The sequence below is a fragment of the Streptomyces sp. NPDC054794 genome, from assembly GCF_053611585.1.
The window spans coordinates 113416-132380 of sequence record NZ_JBSHAQ010000015.1; the positions used below are offsets into that span (position 1 = coordinate 113416).

An 18965-nucleotide genomic window follows, 5' to 3' on the forward strand; every position below is an offset into this window, starting at 1 on the left:
AGAACTATCGTGGCTCCGCATGTCCCCCACCGAGACCGAGATCACCGCGGAACTGGTCCGGGATCTGCTGCACGACCAGCACCCCGACCTGGCCGATCGTCCCTTGAGGCTCGGCGCGCGCGGCTGGGACAACCAGCTGTGGCGGCTCGGCGACGATCTCGCCGTCCGGTTGCCCTGGGCGACGCAGTCCGCGGACGCGCTGCTGCGCAAGGAGCACGCTTGGCTTCCCGTCCTCGCTCCGCGTCTTCCCCTGCCGGTCCCCGTCCCGCAGCGCCTCGGCGAGCCCTCCGAACAGCTCGAACTCCCTGCCGATGTCCTGCCGTTGATTCAAGGCCCAGGACCGAATCGCGCCTCGAACCCGGGCGGGGTCAGCTCTGGGCCGTGGGGCGGACCACGAGCTCGTTCACGTCGATGGTCGCAGGCTGTTCGATGGCGAACGCGATGGCCTGGGCGATCGCCTCAGGCGGGATCGCGATCCGGTCCCGCATCTCGGTGATCTGTGCTCGGACCTGCGGATTCGTCGATGCCTCAGCGAAGTCGGTACCTACCACGCCGGGCGAGACAGTGGTCACCCGCAGAGAATCACCGGCCTCCTGACGCAAGCCTTCGCAGATGGCGCGGACCGCGAACTTCGTACCGGCGTAGACCGCCATGGTCGGCACGATGCGAAACGCGGCCGTGGAGGCGACGGTGATGAAGTGGCCCGCGCCCTGGGCCCGGAAGACCGGCAACGCTGCGCCGATTCCGTGCAGCACGCCCTTCACGTTGACGTCGACCATCCGGTCCCACTCGTCGACCCGTAGATCGTCCAGAGGCGAGATCGTGCCGACCCCCGCGTTGCTGACCAGCACGTCGAGCCGGCCGAATCGCTCGCCGGCCAGTGCGACCAGGGCGTGCAGGTCGTCCCTTCGCGTCACGTCCGTGCGGATCTGTACGGCCGTGCCACCCGACTTCTCGATCCGCGCCACCAGTTCCGCGAGCCGCTCGGACCGGCGCGCACCCAGGACGAGCCGCGCGCCTCGCTCGGCGAGCAGCAGCGCGGTCGCCTCGCCGATGCCGCCGCTGGCCCCCGTGATCGCCACGACCTTGCCGTCGATTCCCGACACGTTGTCCGCCTCTTCCTTCTGAAATACCGGTGGCCGGTGACCCAAAGGTCGTCGGTGGGAGCCGTACCTCCCGCTCGGGATCCAGTCTGTAAGGGCTTTAGCCTGGTATCCAGAAGCTGTTTATTCTGGAACCAGGGGTGCCATCCACCATGCCGACGCAGCCGAACCAGCGCCGTGAGCTGGCCGCTTTCCTGCGCAGTCGCAGGGAGCGGATCACCCCGGATCAGGTCGGGCTGCCGCCATCCGGCCGACGGCGGACACCGGGCCTGCGCCGGGAAGAACTCGCGCTGCTCGCCGGCATCAGCGCCACCTGGTACACGTACCTTGAGCAGGGCCGGGACATCCGCGCCTCGGACCAGGTGCTCGGCGCCCTCGCCTCGGCGCTGCGGCTGGACCGACACGAGCGCGGTCATCTCTTCCGGCTCGCCGGTCACGTGCCTGCGGTCGACATCGAAGTACCCGAGTCCCTCGCCGCCGAGGTGGCAGCCGTCCCGCTCCTGCTCCAGCCGCATCCGGCGTACATCATCGGCGGCAACTACGACGTACTCAGCCACAACCAGGCGGCCGTCGACCTGTTCCCGCACCTCACCGCGGCGGACGGGCGGGCGAACTTCGCCCGTTGGACGTTCCTCGAACCCGCCGCCCGGGACGTTCTGGTCGACTGGGAGAGCGAGGCACGCGGACTGCTCGCCCGGCTGAGGACGCTTGCCGGGCGCCACCCGGACGACCCCCGATACACCCGGCTGATCGACGAGTTGAACGCGGGCAGTCCGGAAGTACGGGCCTGGTGGCCGCAGTACGACGTGCAGGGCCGGCACGGCGGACGGAAACGGCTACGGTGCCGGGAGCGCGGGATCGTCGACTTCGACTACACCGCATTTCATCTGGCCGAGCAGCCCGAACAGACACTGGTGATCTACTCCGAGCACCAAGAATCGGCTGAATGACTGCGCGGCGCACAGCGGCCTTCGTGGCCGCCGTCGCGCCGCGCAGCATCGCCCCGGGTCTTCCGTCAGGCGCGCTTCCGTCAGAGCTACTGCGAGGTGGCCCCGACGTCAGGACGCGTCGTCCTCCGTCCCGCCCTTGATCATCGCGGCCAGGACTGATGGGCGGTCCTCGCCCCGCTGCGCGCGCAGCGGGACGGACAGGCGGTGGCTGTCGTAGTGCCAGCGGTGGTCGAGGTCCTGGTGGACCCGGTCGGTCTCCTGGACGGTGCTTGCGCTGCCGAGCAAGGTGGTGAGGTCGGACGCGAGTTCCTGCCAGGACACATGGCCGCTGACGGCATTGGCGACACCGTGAACGGGTGTGTCCAGACAGGACGTCACCGCTCGGGCGAGGGCCGCCGCGTGCACCCAAGCCGCCCCGTACCAGGGGTGTCCAGCCGTTCCCGGTCGCGGCAGTTCGATCGGCCGGCCCTCGTGAGCCGCCTGGTAGAGCAGGCCCGTGGATCCCCAGCGCAGTTGGTCGCGCAGCCGGTCGTGGGCGCCCCACACGATCGGCGACCGCACGGCACTCGCGCCGCCGCGGCCCTCGGTTCCGGCTGCCCGCAGCAGCAGTGCCTCGCAGTCGAGCTTGCCCCGCCCGTAGGCACTGAGCGGTTCCTGCGAGGCCGACGCCTCCGTGACTCGATCGTCGGCCGGGTGCCCGTAGGCGTCGACGCTGCTGACGAAGACGAACGGGCCGCGCCGCCAGCCCTCGGCCATGGCCTCCATCGCCGCCAGGTCCACCTCGGGCCGGGTGAACGTGCACGCCGCATGGATGACGGCGTCCGCGCCGGCGACCGCCTCCCGCAGCGCCGCCGGATCGGCGAGATCGCCCTCGATGACCTCCACGCCGTCCCCGGCGACGAGATGGGCGGACTCGGGACGGGCCAGGGCCCGCACCGGACGCCCCTGAGCGGCCAGTTCACGAAGGACGAACGCCCCGACCCCACCGGTGCCTCCGGTGACGAGGACCGTGCCCGGCCGGGTGGTCCGCCGTGTGCCCGACACCCGGGCCGACTTGGCGGCCTGCTCGTGCGCGCGGGCGTCCAGCAGCGTGGTGAGCGCCCGTGGTGTGCGTGCCTGGAGGACGTCCAGCCCGGTGAGCGGCAGTTTCAGCGCCGATCGCAGCCGTTCGGCGAGTTGGACGGCGACCAGGGAGTGCCCGCCCAGGTCGAAGAAGTCGTCGTCCGGTGCCGGGACGCGCCCCAGCAGCGCGGTGAAGCCCTCGGTGACGGCCTTCGCGCGCGGTCCGTTCGGTGCGGAGGGCGCCGGAAGTCCGGGCAGACGGTCCCTGTCGATCGCACCGTCGGCCCTGCGCGGCATGGTGTCCAGCAGGGTTACGGCCGCGGGTACCGCCCCGGGTGCCAGGACCGTCCGCAGGTGCGCGCGCAGCTCGTACGGCGTCGGGCCCACGCTGTCGCGCAGCACGGCGTACGCGAGCAGGGGACCGCCCGGCGGCTCGGCCACGGTGGCGTCGACGACGCGGGGATGGGCCGACAGCGCGGCCTCAGCGCGCTGTCCGGCGGGGGTGTTGTCGTGGTCCGGGTCTGTGCTCCGGACCTCCCGGCTGTCTTGCCTGTCCTGTCCGTTCCGGACGCTCAAGCCGTCGTTCCCCACGGGTGCGATGCCCGGCAACTGCGAAAGCCTCAGCCCCGGTTCTGCCGCCACGGCCTCAAGCAGGGCCGCGTACCCCGCGCCGAGCACGGCCGCGGTGGCGTCGTCGAGCGCGGTCCTGGCGTACCGCACCACAGCGGCCGGATCCCCCGCGTCGACCAGGCCGAAGGAGAGGTCGAACTTGGCGTCCACGGCGCCCACTTCGACGTACGCACTCACCGTGCCCGGCAGTCGGAGCGTCGCGGGTTCGCCGAGGACGTCGGCGGTCACCCGGACCAGCGCGGTTCCGTCGGTGCCGCGTGCGGCGGCGCCGAGCCGCTCCAGGATCAGGTCGAACGGCACGTGACGGTACCGCTGGGCTTCCAGGAGCGCGTCCCTGACCCGTTCGACGAGCCTGGTGAACGCCGGGTCCCCGGACACATCCACCCGTACCGGCAGGGTGTTGACGCACAGACCGACCAGGTCGCGCATGGCCGCGCCCTGGCGGTGGGTGCTCGCGACCCCGATGACCAGATCCTCGTCCCCGGTGAGGCGGTGCAGCGCGGCGAACGACGCCGCGAGGGCCACCGTGAAGACGGTGGCGCGGTGTTCGCCGCCCAGCGCCCGCAGCGCCTCGGGCACGCGCTCGGTGAGCGCCACGGTGCGGGTGCCGGCGGGCTTGGAGCCCGTGACGGCCCTGGTCCCCTCGGGGCGCGGAAGGCGCGGGGCCGTGGCTCCCGCGAGGCGTCCGGCCCAGTGGCGCAGCCCCTCTTCGGTACGGCCGGCACCCTCGTGCTCGCGCCGCGCGAAGTCGGCGTACTGCGGTGGCGTGGCCGGCACTGCCGGTTCGGTGCCCTGGACGGCGGCGGTGTAGAGCGCCGTCAGTTCCCGGGTGACGGTGTCCAGTGATCCGCCGTCGATGGCGATGTGATGGAACGTCAGCAGAACGGTGTGGTCCTGCTCGCCGTGGCGCAGGACCAGGGCGCGCAGCGCCTCGCCGGAGGAGAGGTCGAACGCGCGGCGCGCCTCGTCGGTGAGCAGGGCGGCGGCGCTCGGCTCGTCGGCCTCCACGACGGGCACGGTGACCGTCGCGGGCGCGTCCATCGTCTCCTGGTAGGGCTCGTCGTCCCGCTGTCCGTAGCGCGTGCGCAGGATCTCGTGCCGGCCGACGAGCCTGGTCAGCGCGGTGGTGAGCGCGGTCAGGTCGAGGGGGCCGCGCAGCCGGGTGGCGAAGGGCACGCTGTAGGAGGCTCCGGCGTGGCCGAGCCGGTCCATGAGCCACATACGGCGCTGCGCGTGGGAGAGCGGTGCCGGACCGCTCCCGGGTGCCGTGGTACTGGCCGGCGCGGGGGCCGGCTTGGTGCGTGCGGAGACGCGGGCGCGTGCCCGGCGCAGCAGTTCTTCCTGGCGGGCGCGGTCCGCGGAGGTGTCAGTGGCCATCGGCGTGCTCCGGGGTGTCGGGGCGCGGATCGCCGTGCGCGGCGAGGAGCGCGCGTTCGACCAGGGTGGCCTGCCCGGCGACCGTGGGGGCGCCGAAGAAGTCGGCGAGCGCAAGCTCCACTCCCAACTCCTCGCGGATATCGTCGGTGACGACGAGGGCGAGCAGCGAGTGACCGCCGAGGGCGATGAAGTCGGCGTCGGGCCGGGTGACTTCGGTGCCGAGCGCCCGGCTCCAGACCTCGGCGACGGCCCGCTCCAGCGGGTTCATCGGCGCCGCCGGCACAGCGCTCGCGTCGGTGCCGACGAGGGCGGTGAGGGCGCGCCGGTCGACCTTGCCGGTGCCGGTGAGCGGCAGCCGTTCGACGACGGTCACGGAGTCCGGGACCAGATGGGCGGGCAGTACGGCGGTGAGCCGCGCGCGCAGGGAGTCGGCCCGGGGGAGGGGACCGGGAGCGGCGACGACGAAAGCGACCAGCCGGGCGTCGTCGTCGGTCGGCCGGTACACGGTGACCGCCGCGTCGTCCACGTCCGGCTGCTCGCGCAGGGCGTGCTCGACCTCGCCCGGTTCGATGCGGAAGCCGCGCACCTTGACCTGGTCGTCGGTGCGGCCGTGGAAGTCGAGGTCTCCGCCGGGCCGCGGGGACACCACGTCACCGGTGCGGTAGAGCCGTCCGTGTTCGGGGTGCTCGACGAACCGTTCGGCCGTGAGCTCGGGCTGCCCGACGTAGCCGTGGGCCAACCGGCTGCCGCCGATCCACAGTTCACCGCGCCGGCCTTCGGCGACGGGTCGGCCGTCGTCGTCCAGGACGTGCACGGTCGCGGCGGCGATCGGCCGGCCGATGGGTATCGGCCCGTCGCAGTCGGCGTCGGTGACGCGGTGGGCCGTAGCGAAGGTGGTCGTCTCGGTCGGACCGTAGATGTTGACGAGTTCCAGCCAGGGGAAGGCGCGCAGGACGGTCCGGGCGTGCTGGGGCGCGAGGGCCTCACCGCCGACGAGGACGCTGCGCAGGAGCGAGAACACCCGGGACCGGCGGGTGGCGAGCTGGTGGAAGAGCGCGGTGGTGAGGAACGCGACGGTGGCGCCGTGCCGTTCCACGTGCTGGGCGAGGTCCTCGAACGAGGGCCGCTCGACAGTGCACACGACCACGGCGGCACCCGCCGCGAGCGCTCCCCACACCTCGAACGTGGAGGCGTCGAAGGTCATCGGCGAGTGGAACAGCACACGGTCGCGCGGGGTGACGGTCACATAGGTGGTACGGGTGACCAGCTCGGCCACGGCGCGGTGCGGTACGGCCACGCCCTTGGGCCGGCCCGTGGAGCCCGAGGTGAACATGATGAACGCCGTGGGGTCCGGGTCCGCCTCGGTCTCGGTCAGTACGGCACCGGTGAGCAGCGGCTCGTCGGGCAGCGGCAGCGCGGGGCCGGCCGGGGCCGCGGACTCCAGCAGCTTGCGGTCGCCGACGGTCAGGGTCACCCGGGCGTCGGCACACACGGCCTCGGTGCGCGGGCGCGGGTGCGCCGGGTCGAGCGGTACGCAGACGGCACCGGCCCACCACAGCGCCAACTGGGCCACGATGACGCGTGCCGAGCGGGGCATCAGCAGGCCCACCCGGTCGCCGCGGGACACACCGTTGTCGCGCAGATGGGCGGCGAGGGCGCGGGCGGAATGGTCGAGCTGGGCGTAGGTGAGAGTGGTGTCGCCGTCGGCGACGGCCAGCGCGTCCGGCGTCGCCTCGGCGAGCCGGGCCACGAGGGCGGGCAGTCCTCCGTCGGTTACCGAGCGGGTCCCGGCCGCTGTGGTCCGGGAGTCGGAGGTGGGCACGGAGCCGTCCTTCCGGGTGGTGTGGGTGTGCGGGTCGATGGGGGTCATTCAGGCTCCCGGCTGCGGTGCGTCGGCACAGCGCTCGTCGATGAGGGCGGCCACGGCCCGCAGGTCGGGCTGGCGGAGCAGCTGCGGGGCGCGAAGCCGTACGCCGCTCTCCCGCTCGATGACCGTGAGCAGCCGGGCGGCCTGCACCGAGGTGCCGCCGGAGTCGCTGAAGTTGTCGGTGAGCGCGATGCCGGGGCGGCCCAGGAGGTCGCGTACGGCACGCAGGACGAGCAGTTCGCCGGGCGCGCCACCGGTCGGCAGGCCGCCGTCGCCCGGGGCGGCGGGTTCGGCGGCCGTGCGGCTCAGCTCGGCCCGGTCCACCTTTCCGTTGGCGTCGAGGGGGTAGCTGTCGACGATCCGGACGTCGGAGGGCACGGCCTGCTCGGGGAGCCAGGCCCGTACCGCCGCGAGCAGCGCGTCGGTGTCGCAGGCGGCCCCGGCCGCCGGACGCACGTGGGCCACGAGGCGGGTACGACCGTCGGGGGTGCGGGGCGCGGTGACCACGGCGCTGCGTACCGAGGGGTCCTGCTCGAACGCGGCTTCCACCTCGGCCGGTTCGATACGTACGCCACTGATCTTGACCTGGTCGTCGAGGCGGCCGATGAACTCCACAAGACCGTCGGGCCTCATCCGCACCCGGTCGCCGGTGCGGTAGAGGCGGTCGGGCAAGTTCAGGTCCGCGGGTGGGGCGGTGAAGCGGCGAGCCGTGAGTTCGGGGTCCAGATAGCCGAGCGCCAGGCAGGTGCCGCCGATGCGGAGTTCGCCGTCCGCGCCGCGCGGGACGACACGGCCTTCGGCATCGGTGACGACGACGGTCACGCCCGGAAGGGGAGATCCGATGGGCGGCGGGGTCTGCTCGCCGGCGAGCCGGTCCGTGCCCGTCATCGCGAAGGCGGTGGTGGCGACCGTGGCCTCGGCCGGACCGTAGGCGTTGTGGACCGTGGCGGTGACGTCGTGGCCGGGCCGGCGCCTCATCCGGTCGCCGCCCGCGATCAGATGACGCAGGGCCAGATCGCGCGGCCAGGGGCGGTCCAGCAGCGGTTCGATCATCGGGGTGGCCCCGACGCACACGGTCACCCCGGCGTCGCGCCACCAGTCCGTGAGCACGGCCGGGTCCCAGCGGACCTCGTCCGGGGCGGGTACGAGCGCGGCACCGGAGGTGAGCCCCGCCCACAGCTCCAGCAGATGGGGGTCGAAGGCGACGCCGATGAGCAGGGACTGCCGGTCACCGGGGGCGAGGCCGGTGTCGTGGCGGTACCAGTCGAGCAGGGTGCCGAGGGCCTCCTCGGCGACGGCGACGGCCTTGGGACGTCCGGTGGATCCCGAGGTCAGTACGGCGTAGAACGCCTCGTCGGGTGCCCGGCGCGCGCCGGAGCCGGGAGGAGCGAAGGCGGCGACCACCGTGCCGTCGGCGTTGGCGCCCTGAGCGGGCAGCGCGAGCGGGACGTGCTCGGCGGTGCGGTGCCGCTCCGGCAGGACCTGCGGGTCGCCGACGAGGCAGACGACGTTGAGGTCCTCGGTGACGGCGTCGATACGGCGCTGACCGGGGCGGGGGCCCAGCGGTAGATAGACGGCGCCGATTCGGGCCAGGGCGACCGCGGTCACCACGAGGGCGGCCGAGCGGTCGAGGCAGACGCCCACCAGGTCGCCGGGGTGCACGCGGTCGCCCAGCGCGACGACGACCTCCGCGGCGGCGGCATCGAGGTCCTGGTAGGTCCAGCTGTGGCTGCCGTCGATGACCGCGGGGGCGTCGGGGGTGCGGCCGACCCACTCTTCGAAGAGGGAGAGCACCTTGGCGGAACCGACGGAGGCGGCGCCGTGGGCGATGCTCAGCGCGGCGCTTTCGATCGCCTCGATGGGCTCGGAGCCTTCGACGGTTCCGGCGCCCTCGACGGTTCTGGCACCTTCAACGGCGCGGTCGGCGACGGCGGTCCGCTCCGTCAGGGGGTTCAGAGGCTGGTGGGACATCTCGGTCATCACGACTCCGTCGAGGTGGTGGCGGTGGCCGAGAGTGCACCGGCCTGGTCGGCGAGTACCGGGTTCTGGAACAGCACTCGCAGCGGCGGGCGCTGCCCGAGCCGCGGTTCCAGCCAGGCGGCGAGCTGAGCCGCGAGCAGCGAGTGGCCGCCGGTCTTGAAGAAGTGCGAGGTCTCGTCGAAGCGGCCGTGGCCGAGGACTTCGCGCCAGCCTTCGGCGAGCAGGGCGGTCATCGGATCGGCCGGAACGGCCCGCTGGTCGTCGGCCGTGCCCTCGGACACGGCGGAACCGGCGGCACTGGCTGAACTGGCGGAACCGGAGGGCTCGGCGGGTTCGAGCGCGGCGGCCCTGCGGGCGAGTGCCACCCGGTCGGGCTTGCCCCCGGCCAGCGTCGGCATGCTCTCCAGCCGCGCCCAGCGTGCCGGTACCAGGGCGCCGGGCAGTCGCCGGCTCAACTCGGTGTGCAGCGCGTGCTCGTCCCATGCCCCGTGGGCGTCCGCACCGGCCGGGGCCTCCAGGAAGCCGACGAGCCGGGGGCCGCCGGGCGCCTCCCGGTCCAGGACGACCGCGCAGGAACGGCCGCCGAGCGCGGCGGAGGCGGCGGCCTCCACCTCTTCGAGCTCGATGCGGTGGCCGCGCAGCTTGATCTGGTTGTCGCGGCGGCCGAGGAAGTACAGCAGACCGTCGAGGCCCCGGTAGCCGAGGTCGCCGGTGAGGTAGACCCGCTCGCCGCCGAGCGCGTCGACGGTCACGAAGCGGGCGGCCGTGGCCTCGGGGTTGCCGGTGTAGCCCTCGGCGAGTCCCGGTCCGGCGATGGCGAGTTCACCGACCGCGCCGGAGGGCAGCGGGCGGTGCCCGGCGTCCAGGACGTGCACCCGCTCGCCGGGCAGCTCGGTGCCGAGCGGGACCTCGGCGCCGTCGGCGAGCGCCTCGCGGCTGATCTCGTGGACGGTCGAGCTGATGGCGGCCTCGGTGACGCCGTACACGTTGAGCACGGTGGCGTCGGTGTCGGCCATGAAGTCCCGCAGCACGTCGGCGGGTAGCCGCTCCCCGCCGAGCACGAGCAGTCGCGGTGCCCACGCCCCGTCCCGCAGCGCGGGCCGCATGTCCTCGCGGGTGGCGAGGAAGTAGCTGGTGGGAAGGTTGGCGACGGTGACACGGGCCGCGCCGAGCAGTCCGGTCAGTTCGGGGCCGGTGGGCACCTCGTACTCGGGGACGACGAGGCAGGCTCCGGCGTGGAGCGACGGCAGGACCTCTTCGAGTGCCACGTCGAAGGACGGCTGGGCGAACAGCAGGACCCGGTCGCCGGGCGCCAGGCCGAAACGGTCGGCGGTGGCGGTCAGATGGTGCTCCAGCGCCGCGCGGCCGACGGCGACCGGCTTGGGGACACCCGTGGAGCCCGAGGTGTGGATGATGTACGAGGCACCCGGCACCGCCTCCGCCCGGTGTGCCCGGGGCAGCACGGGGGAGTCGGCCGGGGCCGCGGGCAGTCCGTCCGGAATCGTCACCGCGCTGTCGGCCGAGGTCAGGACGAGCGCCGGAGCGAGCCGTGTCAGCAGCAGGTCGATGCGGGCCTGGGGGTCGGACGGCGAGAGCGGGCAGTACACCGCTCCGGTGCGCAGACAGGCCAGCAGGGTGGTCACCGAGTCGAGTCCGCGGGGAAGTACGGCGGCCACGGGCCGGCCCGCCGTCACCCCGGCGGCGCGCAGCCGCTCGGCGAGCGCCTCGACCCGCGCGTCCAGCTCGCCGTAGGTGATGCGGCGGGCACCGATGAGCAGCGCGGGCAGCTCCGGGTCCTGGTCGGCCACCGGGTCGAGCGGGTCGCGTCCCGGCCGCTCCGGCAGCGCGGCCGGCCGGATCTCCTGCGGGCGCGTGGGCGCGAGGTCGGCGAGGGCGGTCGCGGGGTCGTCGAGATAGGCCCGCACCAGGTCCAGGAACCGTCCGGCGAGCAGCCTGGCCACGTCCTCGCCGAACAGGTCGGCGTCGTAGTCCCAGACGAGGGTCATTCCGGCGGCCCCGTGGCGGGTGGTGACGCCCCGCCTGTCGTCCGGCAGCAGCACGACGTCCAGGTCGAAGCGGGTGGTGCCGGTGTTGAACCCCTCGAAGAGGGTGATCTCCAGGCCGGGGATGTCGATTTCGGGCAGCGGCGCGTCATGGGCGCTGAACATGACGCTGAAGAGCGGGTTGTCGGCACCCGAGGTGTGCATGCCGAGGGCGCGGGTGAGTTCCTGGACCGGCACCTCCTGATGCGGCAGGGCCCTGATGAGGATGTCGGTCACCTCGTCCATGGCCTCTTCGGCCGGTGCGGCGGGATCGAGCCTCAGCGGCAGCGGGATCGTGTTGACGAACATCCCGACCGCGTCCTCGAAGCCGCGCGGGCGGTTGCCCACCGCGGTGCCGACGACCATCTGCGAACGGCCGCTGTGCCGGCGCAGCATTTCGGCGAAGAGACCGAGGAGGGTGGCGAACGGGGTCAGTCCCCGCTCGCGGGCGTGTTCCCGCAGTCGTACGGCGAGGTCGGCGCCGATCGACTGACGCAGCTGTCCGCCGTGGTGCCTGCGCCGTGCGCCGGGCCGGGTCAGTCCGGGCAGCGGCATGTCGTGGGCCAGGTCGCCGAGTTCGCGGGTCCAGAAGTCGAGGCTCTCCGGCGCGAACGGGGCCCGGGCCTGGGCGCGGACGTGGTCGGCGTACGAGGACGCGGCCGGCAGGGTCACCGGCTCACCCAGGACATGACCCCGGTAGACGCGGAAGACGTCGTCGAGCAGGATCGCGAACGAGTGCCCGTCGTGGATGAGGTGGTGCTCGACGTGGATGAGACGGTGGTGGTCCTCGGCGAGCCGGACCAGCGTCCAGCGCAGCAGCGGCGCCTCGAAGGTGTCGAGCGGAGTCTCGGCCTCGGTGCGCAGCAGCCGCGCGAACGCCGCCTCCGGATCGTCCTCGCCGCTCAGGTCGACCGTGTGCAGGCGGGGCGCACAGCTCCCGGCCACGCGCTGTCCGGGCATCGCCCCTTCGACGGCGACGAGTTCGAGCCGCAGACCGGCGTGCCGGTCGAGCGTGGCGGCGAGTCCACGGCGTAGCGCCTCCACGTCGAGGGTGCCGTAGAGGTCGAGGGCGCCGGTGAAGTTGTAGGCGCGGCTGCCCGGTTGCACTTGCTCGTGCAGCCAGACGATCTCCTGCGAGGAGGAGAGGGGGAGCATGGGCGATCCCTGGGGTTGTCGGGTCGGTTCTGTTCGTGCCGGAAACGGTCGTGTCCGGCGGGGGTGCGCGGGCCGTCCGCGGATCGCGCGGCGGGGCCCGGCTGTCGGTGATGGTCGGGTCGTCGGTGTCGGCCGGCCGTCGGAGCCGGTCAGTACCGGCGCGGACGAATCAGCCAGGTGTGCCGGCCGGTTCTCTCACCGCGTCGGCCAAGGCGGTGAAGGCACGTTCGGCGGCGTCGTCGTCGAGGACGGCGCGGTCCCACACCATGCGCAGGTGCAGTTCGGTCCCCTGGGTGACGGAGACGGCGAAGGGTCCGCGTACGGATCTGCCGTCGATGTGGATCTCACGGCCCGTCACACCACCGAGGCGCAGCAGCGGGCGCCGGGTCGCGTCGTCCACGGTGAGCAGGCCGTCGAGCCGGCCGGTCCAGCCGGAGCCGGCGGCCCGGGCGGCGTGCACCACGGCGTCGAAGGGAGTGTCGGCCCGGTCCAGGTCGTCCCACCAGGCGGAGGCCGTCGGGTCCGCGTCGGAGGTCTGCCCGGTCGCGGCCGGGAAGACCACGGTGTTGAGGAAGCAGCCGAGCACCGGCGCGGCGCCGGGCGGCCGCCCGCCCCACGGATACCCGATCGGTACGACGTGCCCCGCCCCGTACAGCGTCCGCGCCGCGGCCCGGCAGGCGTCGAGCAGATCGGGGAAGGGCACGCCGGGGGCGGCGGAGAACAGCCTCAACTCGACGGTACCGCTGGGCAGTTCCCCGGCGACGGGTCGGTCCGCCCGCGGCCGCGGCGCCTGTTCGCGTGCGGCGCGCAGCCGTTCGCCCCAATAGGACATCGCGGCGGGCGAGGAGGCGCGGTCCTCGGCCTCCAGTTGGAGCAGGACGGCTTCCCGGTAGGAGGCCAGTTCGGCGGCGGCTTCGCCGGGGCCCGGCCCGGCGGCGGCGGGCCCCTCGGCGTAGGCGGCTTCGAGCTCCTCCACCAGGCGGGCCAGTGACTGGCCGTCGCAGGCGGCGTGGTCCAGGACGACGGCGAGGACCTCCTCACCGTCGTCCGCTTCGTCCTGTGCCAGGAACATGCGTATCGGCGGGCCCTGCGGGGTCCAGTCGGCGAGCGCCCGGCGCAGTGCGGACGTGGTGTCCTCACCGGGGGCCGGATGTACCCGGGTGAGCGGTACGGCGGGCTGCTGCGGGAGGAGTACGGGCGTGCCGCGCACCACGGCCGGCCGGGCGCGCAGCACGGGGTGCAGGACGGCGAGGCGGTCGGCCGCCGCCGTGAGACGCGCCGGGTCCACGGTGCCGCGTGGGAAGGCGAAGAACATCGGCACCAGGTCCGGCCGCCCGACGGGGTCCAGGGAGCGCACCAGGACGAAGCGGCGCTGGGCTCCCGTGACGGGAAGCGGATCGTCGGCCCCTTCGCCGGCGCCGAGTCGCCGATAGCGGGCCAGATACTGGCTCGTGATGCTGGGCACGTGGGCCTTTCTGTGGTGGAACGCTCTTGCGGGGCTTGCGGGGTCTTCGCGGCATGGAGAGGCGCGGGAACTCAGCTCACCGGGGCGGACTGGTTGTCGGCGGGCTCGGACCGGTTGTGCGCGACGGCGGCGTCGTCGGTCATGTGCTCGGCGGTACTCGTGGTCGTCGGAAGGTCCCGCATCTCGCGCAGCGACGACAGCAGCAGCGGCAGGGGTACGGCGAGGAAGCCCGCGGCGCTGCATGCCAGTGCCGTGCGCGGGCCGAAGGTGTCGGCCAGGGCGCCGCCGAGCAGTCCGCCGAGCGGGAGGGTTCCCCACATGAGGAAACGCAGGGTGGCGTTCATCCGGCCGAGCAGCCGGGGCGGGCAGAGCGCCTGACGGAAGCTCACCTGGGCCACGTTGTAGACGACGGCGCCGAAGAAGACGACGCCGGACCCGGCCGCGAACATGGCGGCGCCGGCCGCTCCGTGTCCGGACAACGGCCACAACAGTGCGAACGGGCCGGTGACGAGCAGGGACAGCCAGATCGTGCGGGCCTGGCCGAGCCGGGCGGCGAGCTCTCCGGCACACAGCGCACCGGCGAGTCCGCCGACGGCCGACGCGGACAGCACCAGGCCGATCGCGCCGGGCTCCAGCCCCAGCGCCCGTACCAGGAACACGGTCTGGGTGGCCATGACCACGGCGCTGAAGAGGTTGGCGAGTCCGGTGGTGAGGGCGATGACGCGCAGCAGCGGGTGCCCGAAGACGAAGCGCACGCCTTCGGCCATGTCCTTGCGCAGGGAGGAACTGGGCTCCGGCTGGGGACTGTTCTCGGGTGTCTTGATGCCGAGGAGGAGCAGCGCGGACAGGGCGTAGCCGATCGCGTCGGCCACGATGGCGAGGTGGGCTCCCACCAACTGGACGAGTACGCCGCCGAGTCCGGGGCCTGTGACCTGAGCCGAGGAGCGGACCGTCTCCAGCGCCCCGTTGCCGGCCACCAGTTGTTCCCTGGGCAGCAGTTGGGGCAGGAAGCTCTGGTGTGCCACGTCGAAGAAGACGGTGGCCACGCCGGTGATGAGGGCCACGGCGTAGAGCTGAGCCATGGTCAGGGCACCGGCGGCGGCTGCGAGCGGGATGCTCGCCATGGCCGCCGCGCGCACGATGTCGGCCCGGATCATCAGGGGCCGCTTGCGCATCCGGTCGGTCCACGCTCCGGCGGGCAATCCGATGAGCAGGAACGCGGCGGTCTCGGCCGCCGTCAGCAGTCCCACCTGGAAGGCCGATGCGTCGAGTTCGAGCACGGCTACGAGGGGCAGCGCCACCAGGGTGACTTGGGCGCCGAGTTGCCCCGCGGCTGCTCCGGCGAGCAGGAAGCGGAAATCGGGCATGCGCAACGGGCCGCTTGTGGCGGCTCGGGGTGTTACGGGCATATGAACGACATTCAGGGACCGACAGATCAGCCGTCAAAGGCCAATGCTCAGTTTCGGTCGATTCTTTTGCATCTTTGGCGTCAAGGCGGGAAATTTTGCGTCAGATGGCGGCCACTTTCGGATGAATGACGCCAGTCGGGCCCAACTTCGAGCAGTGGAGCCGCAACCGATCACCCGACCGCGCCGACCGATCGCGCTTGCGGCCCACTTGATCGCAGGTGTGGCTGAAAATGGTCGCGTTCTGGTCATCGACGCCGGAATCGTACATTCCGGCCGGTATGGCTCAGCTCTTGGGCGGGCCATCGGTACACCCACGCACATCGGTACCGCCGCACGGCTAGGTAGGGATGAAGCTCGGCCACCAGGAGGGAACGTTGCCCGGACACAGAGGGGCCGGGTAGGAGTCCGCCATGCCGAGCCATGTCACCAGGAACCATGTGAACCACACGCTGAAGACGAGCCCCGCGGCCAGCACTGCCCTGGGGTGACGTCTTCCCAGGGTGCCGTGCAGGACGACCCACGGAACGGCTGCGGCGATCCATATGACAGGAGCGAGACCAAGCAGAGTCATGCCGTCGGCTGCTCCATTGGCGCCGATGTCACACGCGGCCCACACTCTCCCGACAACGGCGATCGAGACCACCGACGTCAGTCCCCCGACGAGGACGCCGAACAGCATTCCTCTGGACCAGTTCCTCGAAGGACTCGGTGGCCCCGCTTGCACCATTGGCTGTCTCCCGTTCGTTGTAGACGCGAAAGACCCCGAACGTCGGTCACTCGGTTCCCTCCGCCGTACCGCGGGAAGCGCCGCACGCCGAGCGCCCTCGCCCGTCTACTCCGCCAAGCTCGCGATGAACGTGCGGACCTCGACGGCGAGACTGGTCCGGCTGGCAAGCCGGTGGGGGGAGACGCCGAAGCCGGAATGCTGGCGATGGCGGCGGCCGGCGACTGCGCGAGGTGGTCGGCCGGTGTTCTGTGCCCGCCTGGCGACCAGGTTCGGGCACAGACGCGGTCAGTGCGACGCGATGCAGTGGGTGGTCTGCTGGATCGGGGCGATGAGCCGGGACAGGTCTACCAGCGCGGCATCGGTCTTGCCTCCGCCGTCGAAGACGACCTGTGTGGCCGGGGTGCGGCCGTAGCTGACGATGACCTTGCGGGTGTGGGTGGACTGCGCCTGGTCGATGACCCAGTCCACGCCGTTGACCGCGAAGCACGGATCCCTGGTCGGCCCAGGGGGTGTGACCCCGCAGCGCAGCAGGATGTCACGGTCTCCCCACACGGCCACGCCCGCAAGGCTGCTGTCGCGGCGGGACAGACCTCCGAGAGCTGCCGGGGCCGTGTCGGTGATGCGGCGGCATTGCGGGGCGCCGGAGGCCTTGGCCGGGTGTACCCCGGCGTCCGCGTCGACGTGCGTGAGCGCGTGGGTGGTCAGGCCGGCGCCGACGGCAAGGGCGCACGTCACGCCGGTGAGGGCGAGTCGGGCGCGGCGGGATAAGGGCATGTGTGAGGTCGTCTTCCCGGTCGGGACTGCTGGTCGCGCCCACGTTAGGCCACCGCGGAAGACGGGCCGCACACACCCCGGGACGCTCTCCCTACGTCACGGTCAGGCAGGCTGCCACAGCTCGATCCGATTGCCCTCGGGATCGGTGACCCAGCCGAACCGACCGACCCCGTCCATGTCCTGCGTCTCCTCAGCCACGTCCGCACCCTTGGCGCGCAACTGCGTGAGCATCGCATCCAGGTCGCGGACCCGGAAGTTGAGCATGGTTCGCTGGGCGCGGGACCCGAAGTAGTCGGTCTCGGACTCGAACGTCGCGAACACCGTCGGTCCGGATTCCTGATTCCACACGCCGTGCTCATCGGTGTCCAGGCCCAGGCAATCGCGATACCACGCGTTCAGGGCCGCCGGGTCTGCGGCCCGCATGAAGTAGCCACCGATTCCAAGTACATGTTCCATGCCGCTACCCTGCCAGGGCGGCGATCGGGCGGCCCAGCACCACACCAACGCTCATTGCGCGAGGGGAACTGTCCGGGTCCGCCTGGTCATGCCGACCACCACGGCGGCCTGGCCAAGGCGCACACCGCGGCGGTCCGGGCCCAACTCGACACCGCCGCTTCATGGGACGACACCTTCTCCGGCACAGTGCTCCTGGTGCACCGTGATCGCCCGACGTCGTTCCCGTCCCGGAGCCCAAGACGGCAACGAAGAACCGTGTGCACCTCGATCTCGCGACCACCTCCGAGGCCCACCACGCGGAGTCGGTCGCACGCCTCAAGGCTCTCGGTGCGACGCCCGCCCACGTGGGCCAGGGCGAAGTGCCGTGGACGGTAATCGCCGACCCCGAGGGCAACGAGTTCTGCGTGCTGGAGCCTCGGGAGACCTACCGCGACACCGGGCCGATCGCCGCGGTGGTGGTCGACTGCGCTGATCCGCGTGCCATGGCCCGGTTCTGGGGCGAGGCGACGGACTGGACCCTGCACGAGGTGGCCGACGATCACGCGGTGCTGCGCTCCGCCAAGGGTGTCGGCCCGTATCTTGAGTTCCTCCGCACGCCCGACGTGAAGACCGTGCCGGGCCGCGTCCATCTTGACCTGTTGCCGTTCCCCGGTGACGACAAAGCGGCGGAGGTGGCCCGGTTGCGGGCCCTCGGCGCCACCGACCTCGACGTCGGCCAGGGCGACGTCCCGTGGACGTGCCTGGAGGATCCGGAGGGCCACGAGTTCTGCGTCCTCGCCCTGCCCTGACGCGGAGCCCTGACGATGCCCCGACATGTGCGCTGCCTGGCCGACTCGGAATATCCGCTTGCCCGCACCGATCGGTCATGGAACAGTGTGCCGCGCTCTGCGACCTCGCAGACACACTCACGGTGAGGAACGAAGTCCATGTTCTCGGCGTCCCCCAGCGGCCGCCGTCGGCACTGAGCGCCTGCTCCCCGCAGCAGCCTCAGCCTGCCATGGTGTTTCCCACGGCGGCCCACGACGCGGTGCCTGACGCATCGCCACTCTCCCGTGCCCCCGAACTCCCCGAGTTCGTCAGGGGCTCTCCCTGAGGCTTCGTGAGGTCAACACCCATCATGGACATCCAGGTCCAGAACTTTGCCATCACCAACCTCCGCCGCCGTCCCCTGGTCGTCGAGACCGGCGGCTTCGTCGCGGGCTTCACCCCCGACACCGACAACCCTTACCTCAACTACGCCACCCCGCTACCCGGTGTCGAGCCGACCGAGTGGGACATCGCCGCGCTGATCGGGGCCTTCCGGGAGCGCGGTCTACTGCCGCGGTTGGAGTTCGCACCGGAAGCCGCCCCCGGCGTGGCACCGGTCCTGCGGGCGGCCGGCTTCGGCACGGAGGCGGTGCACGAGTACCTCGTCTGCACACCGCACACGCTGATGCTGCCCCCGTCGGCCGAATCCCCGTACGTGGAGAATCCGACCACCGACGAGGAGTTCGCCGACCTCGACGCCGCACTCGCCGAGGCATTCGACGGGGCCTTCGCCCCTTCCGCACAGGGTGCGGCGAGACTGCGTCGCACTCAGCGGAGCGGCGGAGCAGTGCGCTTCGTCCGCGCCCCGCAGGGCGGCGTCGCCGGTGGGGCGTCCTGCTCCCCGCCGGCCGAGGACACCGCAGAGCTGTCCGGCGTCGGTACCCGCCCCGCACACCGTGGCCGAGGCATCGCCGCCGCAGTCACCGCTGCGCTGACCGAAGCCATGTTCGCCCGGGGCGCCGGATCCGTCTGGCTGGAGTACTCCGGGGAAGGATCTCGCCGCGTCTACGAGCGCGTCGGCTACCGACCGCAAGGCACCCGCCTCTATCTCTCCCTGCCTCGGACGCGGCAACCCTGACGGTGGACCCGGCCGCCACGACGCCAGGACACCAGTAGGAGAATGATCGAGCGGGAAAGCGGGTCGCCGCAGGGCGGCCCGCA

At 72.3% G+C, this 18965-nt stretch carries 12 protein-coding genes and 2 pseudogenes; 4 read left to right on the plus strand and 10 right to left on the minus strand.

Going from position 1 to position 18965, the window contains the following annotated elements:
• Positions 1 to 19: 19 nt before the first annotated feature.
• Positions 20 to 293 (plus strand): annotated as a pseudogene (locus ACWGKT_RS18120) (phosphotransferase); the annotation flags it as partial.
• Between the two features lie 75 nt (positions 294 to 368).
• On the opposite strand, the gene ACWGKT_RS18125 reads toward ACWGKT_RS18120, so the two are convergent.
• The gene (locus ACWGKT_RS18125; RefSeq protein WP_453274428.1) at positions 369 to 1106 is read right to left on the minus strand and encodes an SDR family oxidoreductase; all 738 of its coding nucleotides are present in this window, start codon (positions 1104 to 1106) and stop codon (positions 369 to 371) included.
• 149 nt (positions 1107 to 1255) lie between these two features.
• On the opposite strand from ACWGKT_RS18125, the gene ACWGKT_RS18130 reads away from it, so the two are divergent.
• Complete coding sequence (locus ACWGKT_RS18130) at positions 1256 to 2053, plus strand: helix-turn-helix transcriptional regulator (protein ID WP_453274429.1); 798 nt, start codon at positions 1256 to 1258, stop codon at positions 2051 to 2053.
• A 108-nt stretch (positions 2054 to 2161) separates the two neighbouring features.
• Here ACWGKT_RS18130 and ACWGKT_RS18135 read toward each other — a convergent pair whose 3' ends face one another.
• From ACWGKT_RS18135 to ACWGKT_RS18175, 9 genes are all read right to left on the minus strand, one after another.
• Positions 2162 to 5122, minus strand: coding sequence for a condensation domain-containing protein (locus tag ACWGKT_RS18135; RefSeq protein ID WP_453274430.1), 2961 nt, complete (start codon positions 5120 to 5122; stop codon positions 2162 to 2164).
• Complete coding sequence (locus tag ACWGKT_RS18140; RefSeq protein WP_453274431.1) at positions 5112 to 6992, minus strand: amino acid adenylation domain-containing protein; 1881 nt, start codon at positions 6990 to 6992, stop codon at positions 5112 to 5114. Before ACWGKT_RS18140 ends, ACWGKT_RS18135 begins: the two co-directional genes overlap by 11 nt.
• Positions 6993 to 8969 (minus strand): non-ribosomal peptide synthetase, encoded by a 1977-nt coding sequence (locus ACWGKT_RS18145; protein ID WP_453274432.1) that lies wholly within the window; start codon positions 8967 to 8969, stop codon positions 6993 to 6995.
• A complete protein-coding gene (locus ACWGKT_RS18150) occupies positions 8969 to 12166 on the minus strand; it encodes a non-ribosomal peptide synthetase (RefSeq protein ID WP_453274433.1) in 3198 nt (1065 codons plus the stop codon). Before ACWGKT_RS18150 ends, ACWGKT_RS18145 begins: the two co-directional genes overlap by 1 nt.
• A 169-nt stretch (positions 12167 to 12335) precedes the next feature.
• Positions 12336 to 13631: a non-ribosomal peptide synthetase gene (locus tag ACWGKT_RS18155; protein WP_453274434.1), complete on the minus strand. Its 1296-nt coding sequence runs from the start codon at positions 13629 to 13631 to the stop codon at positions 12336 to 12338.
• A 71-nt stretch (positions 13632 to 13702) separates the two neighbouring features.
• A complete protein-coding gene (locus tag ACWGKT_RS18160) occupies positions 13703 to 15040 on the minus strand; it encodes an MFS transporter (RefSeq protein WP_453274435.1) in 1338 nt (445 codons plus the stop codon).
• Positions 15041 to 15377: 337 nt separating this feature from the next.
• A complete protein-coding gene (locus ACWGKT_RS18165; protein WP_453274436.1) occupies positions 15378 to 15611 on the minus strand; it encodes a hypothetical protein in 234 nt (77 codons plus the stop codon).
• Between the two features lie 441 nt (positions 15612 to 16052).
• Positions 16053 to 16541, minus strand: a complete 489-nt coding sequence (locus ACWGKT_RS18170) for a DUF3515 family protein (protein ID WP_453274437.1) — start codon at positions 16539 to 16541, stop codon at positions 16053 to 16055.
• Between the two features lie 102 nt (positions 16542 to 16643).
• Entirely contained in the window at positions 16644 to 16997 is a 354-nt protein-coding gene (locus tag ACWGKT_RS18175; RefSeq protein ID WP_453274438.1) for a VOC family protein, read from the minus strand.
• Between the two features lie 212 nt (positions 16998 to 17209).
• On the opposite strand from ACWGKT_RS18175, the pseudogene ACWGKT_RS18180 reads away from it, so the two are divergent.
• Both ACWGKT_RS18180 and ACWGKT_RS18185 read left to right on the plus strand, forming a co-directional pair.
• Positions 17210 to 17785 (plus strand): annotated as a pseudogene (locus tag ACWGKT_RS18180) (VOC family protein); the annotation flags it as partial.
• A gap of 329 nt (positions 17786 to 18114) precedes the next feature.
• Positions 18115 to 18882, plus strand: a complete 768-nt coding sequence (locus tag ACWGKT_RS18185; protein WP_453274439.1) for a GNAT family N-acetyltransferase — start codon at positions 18115 to 18117, stop codon at positions 18880 to 18882.
• Positions 18883 to 18965: the final 83 nt, after the last annotated feature.

Excerpts from the sequence above, each read along its gene's own strand:
- ACWGKT_RS18130 (WP_453274429.1), top strand. The coding sequence starts at position 1,256 with ATGCCGACGCAGCCGAACCAGCGCCGTGAGCTGGCCGCTTTCCTGCGC.
- ACWGKT_RS18135 (WP_453274430.1), bottom strand. The coding sequence starts at position 5,122 with ATGGCCACTGACACCTCCGCGGACCGCGCCCGCCAGGAAGAACTGCTG.
- ACWGKT_RS18140 (WP_453274431.1), bottom strand. The coding sequence starts at position 6,992 with ATGACCCCCATCGACCCGCACACCCACACCACCCGGAAGGACGGCTCC.
- ACWGKT_RS18145 (WP_453274432.1), bottom strand. The coding sequence starts at position 8,969 with ATGACCGAGATGTCCCACCAGCCTCTGAACCCCCTGACGGAGCGGACC.
- ACWGKT_RS18150 (WP_453274433.1), bottom strand. The coding sequence starts at position 12,166 with ATGCTCCCCCTCTCCTCCTCGCAGGAGATCGTCTGGCTGCACGAGCAA.
- ACWGKT_RS18160 (WP_453274435.1), bottom strand. The coding sequence starts at position 15,040 with ATGCCCGTAACACCCCGAGCCGCCACAAGCGGCCCGTTGCGCATGCCC.
- ACWGKT_RS18165 (WP_453274436.1), bottom strand. The coding sequence starts at position 15,611 with ATGACTCTGCTTGGTCTCGCTCCTGTCATATGGATCGCCGCAGCCGTT.
- ACWGKT_RS18170 (WP_453274437.1), bottom strand. The coding sequence starts at position 16,541 with ATGCCCTTATCCCGCCGCGCCCGACTCGCCCTCACCGGCGTGACGTGC.
- ACWGKT_RS18175 (WP_453274438.1), bottom strand. The coding sequence starts at position 16,997 with ATGGAACATGTACTTGGAATCGGTGGCTACTTCATGCGGGCCGCAGAC.
- ACWGKT_RS18185 (WP_453274439.1), top strand. The coding sequence starts at position 18,115 with ATGGACATCCAGGTCCAGAACTTTGCCATCACCAACCTCCGCCGCCGT.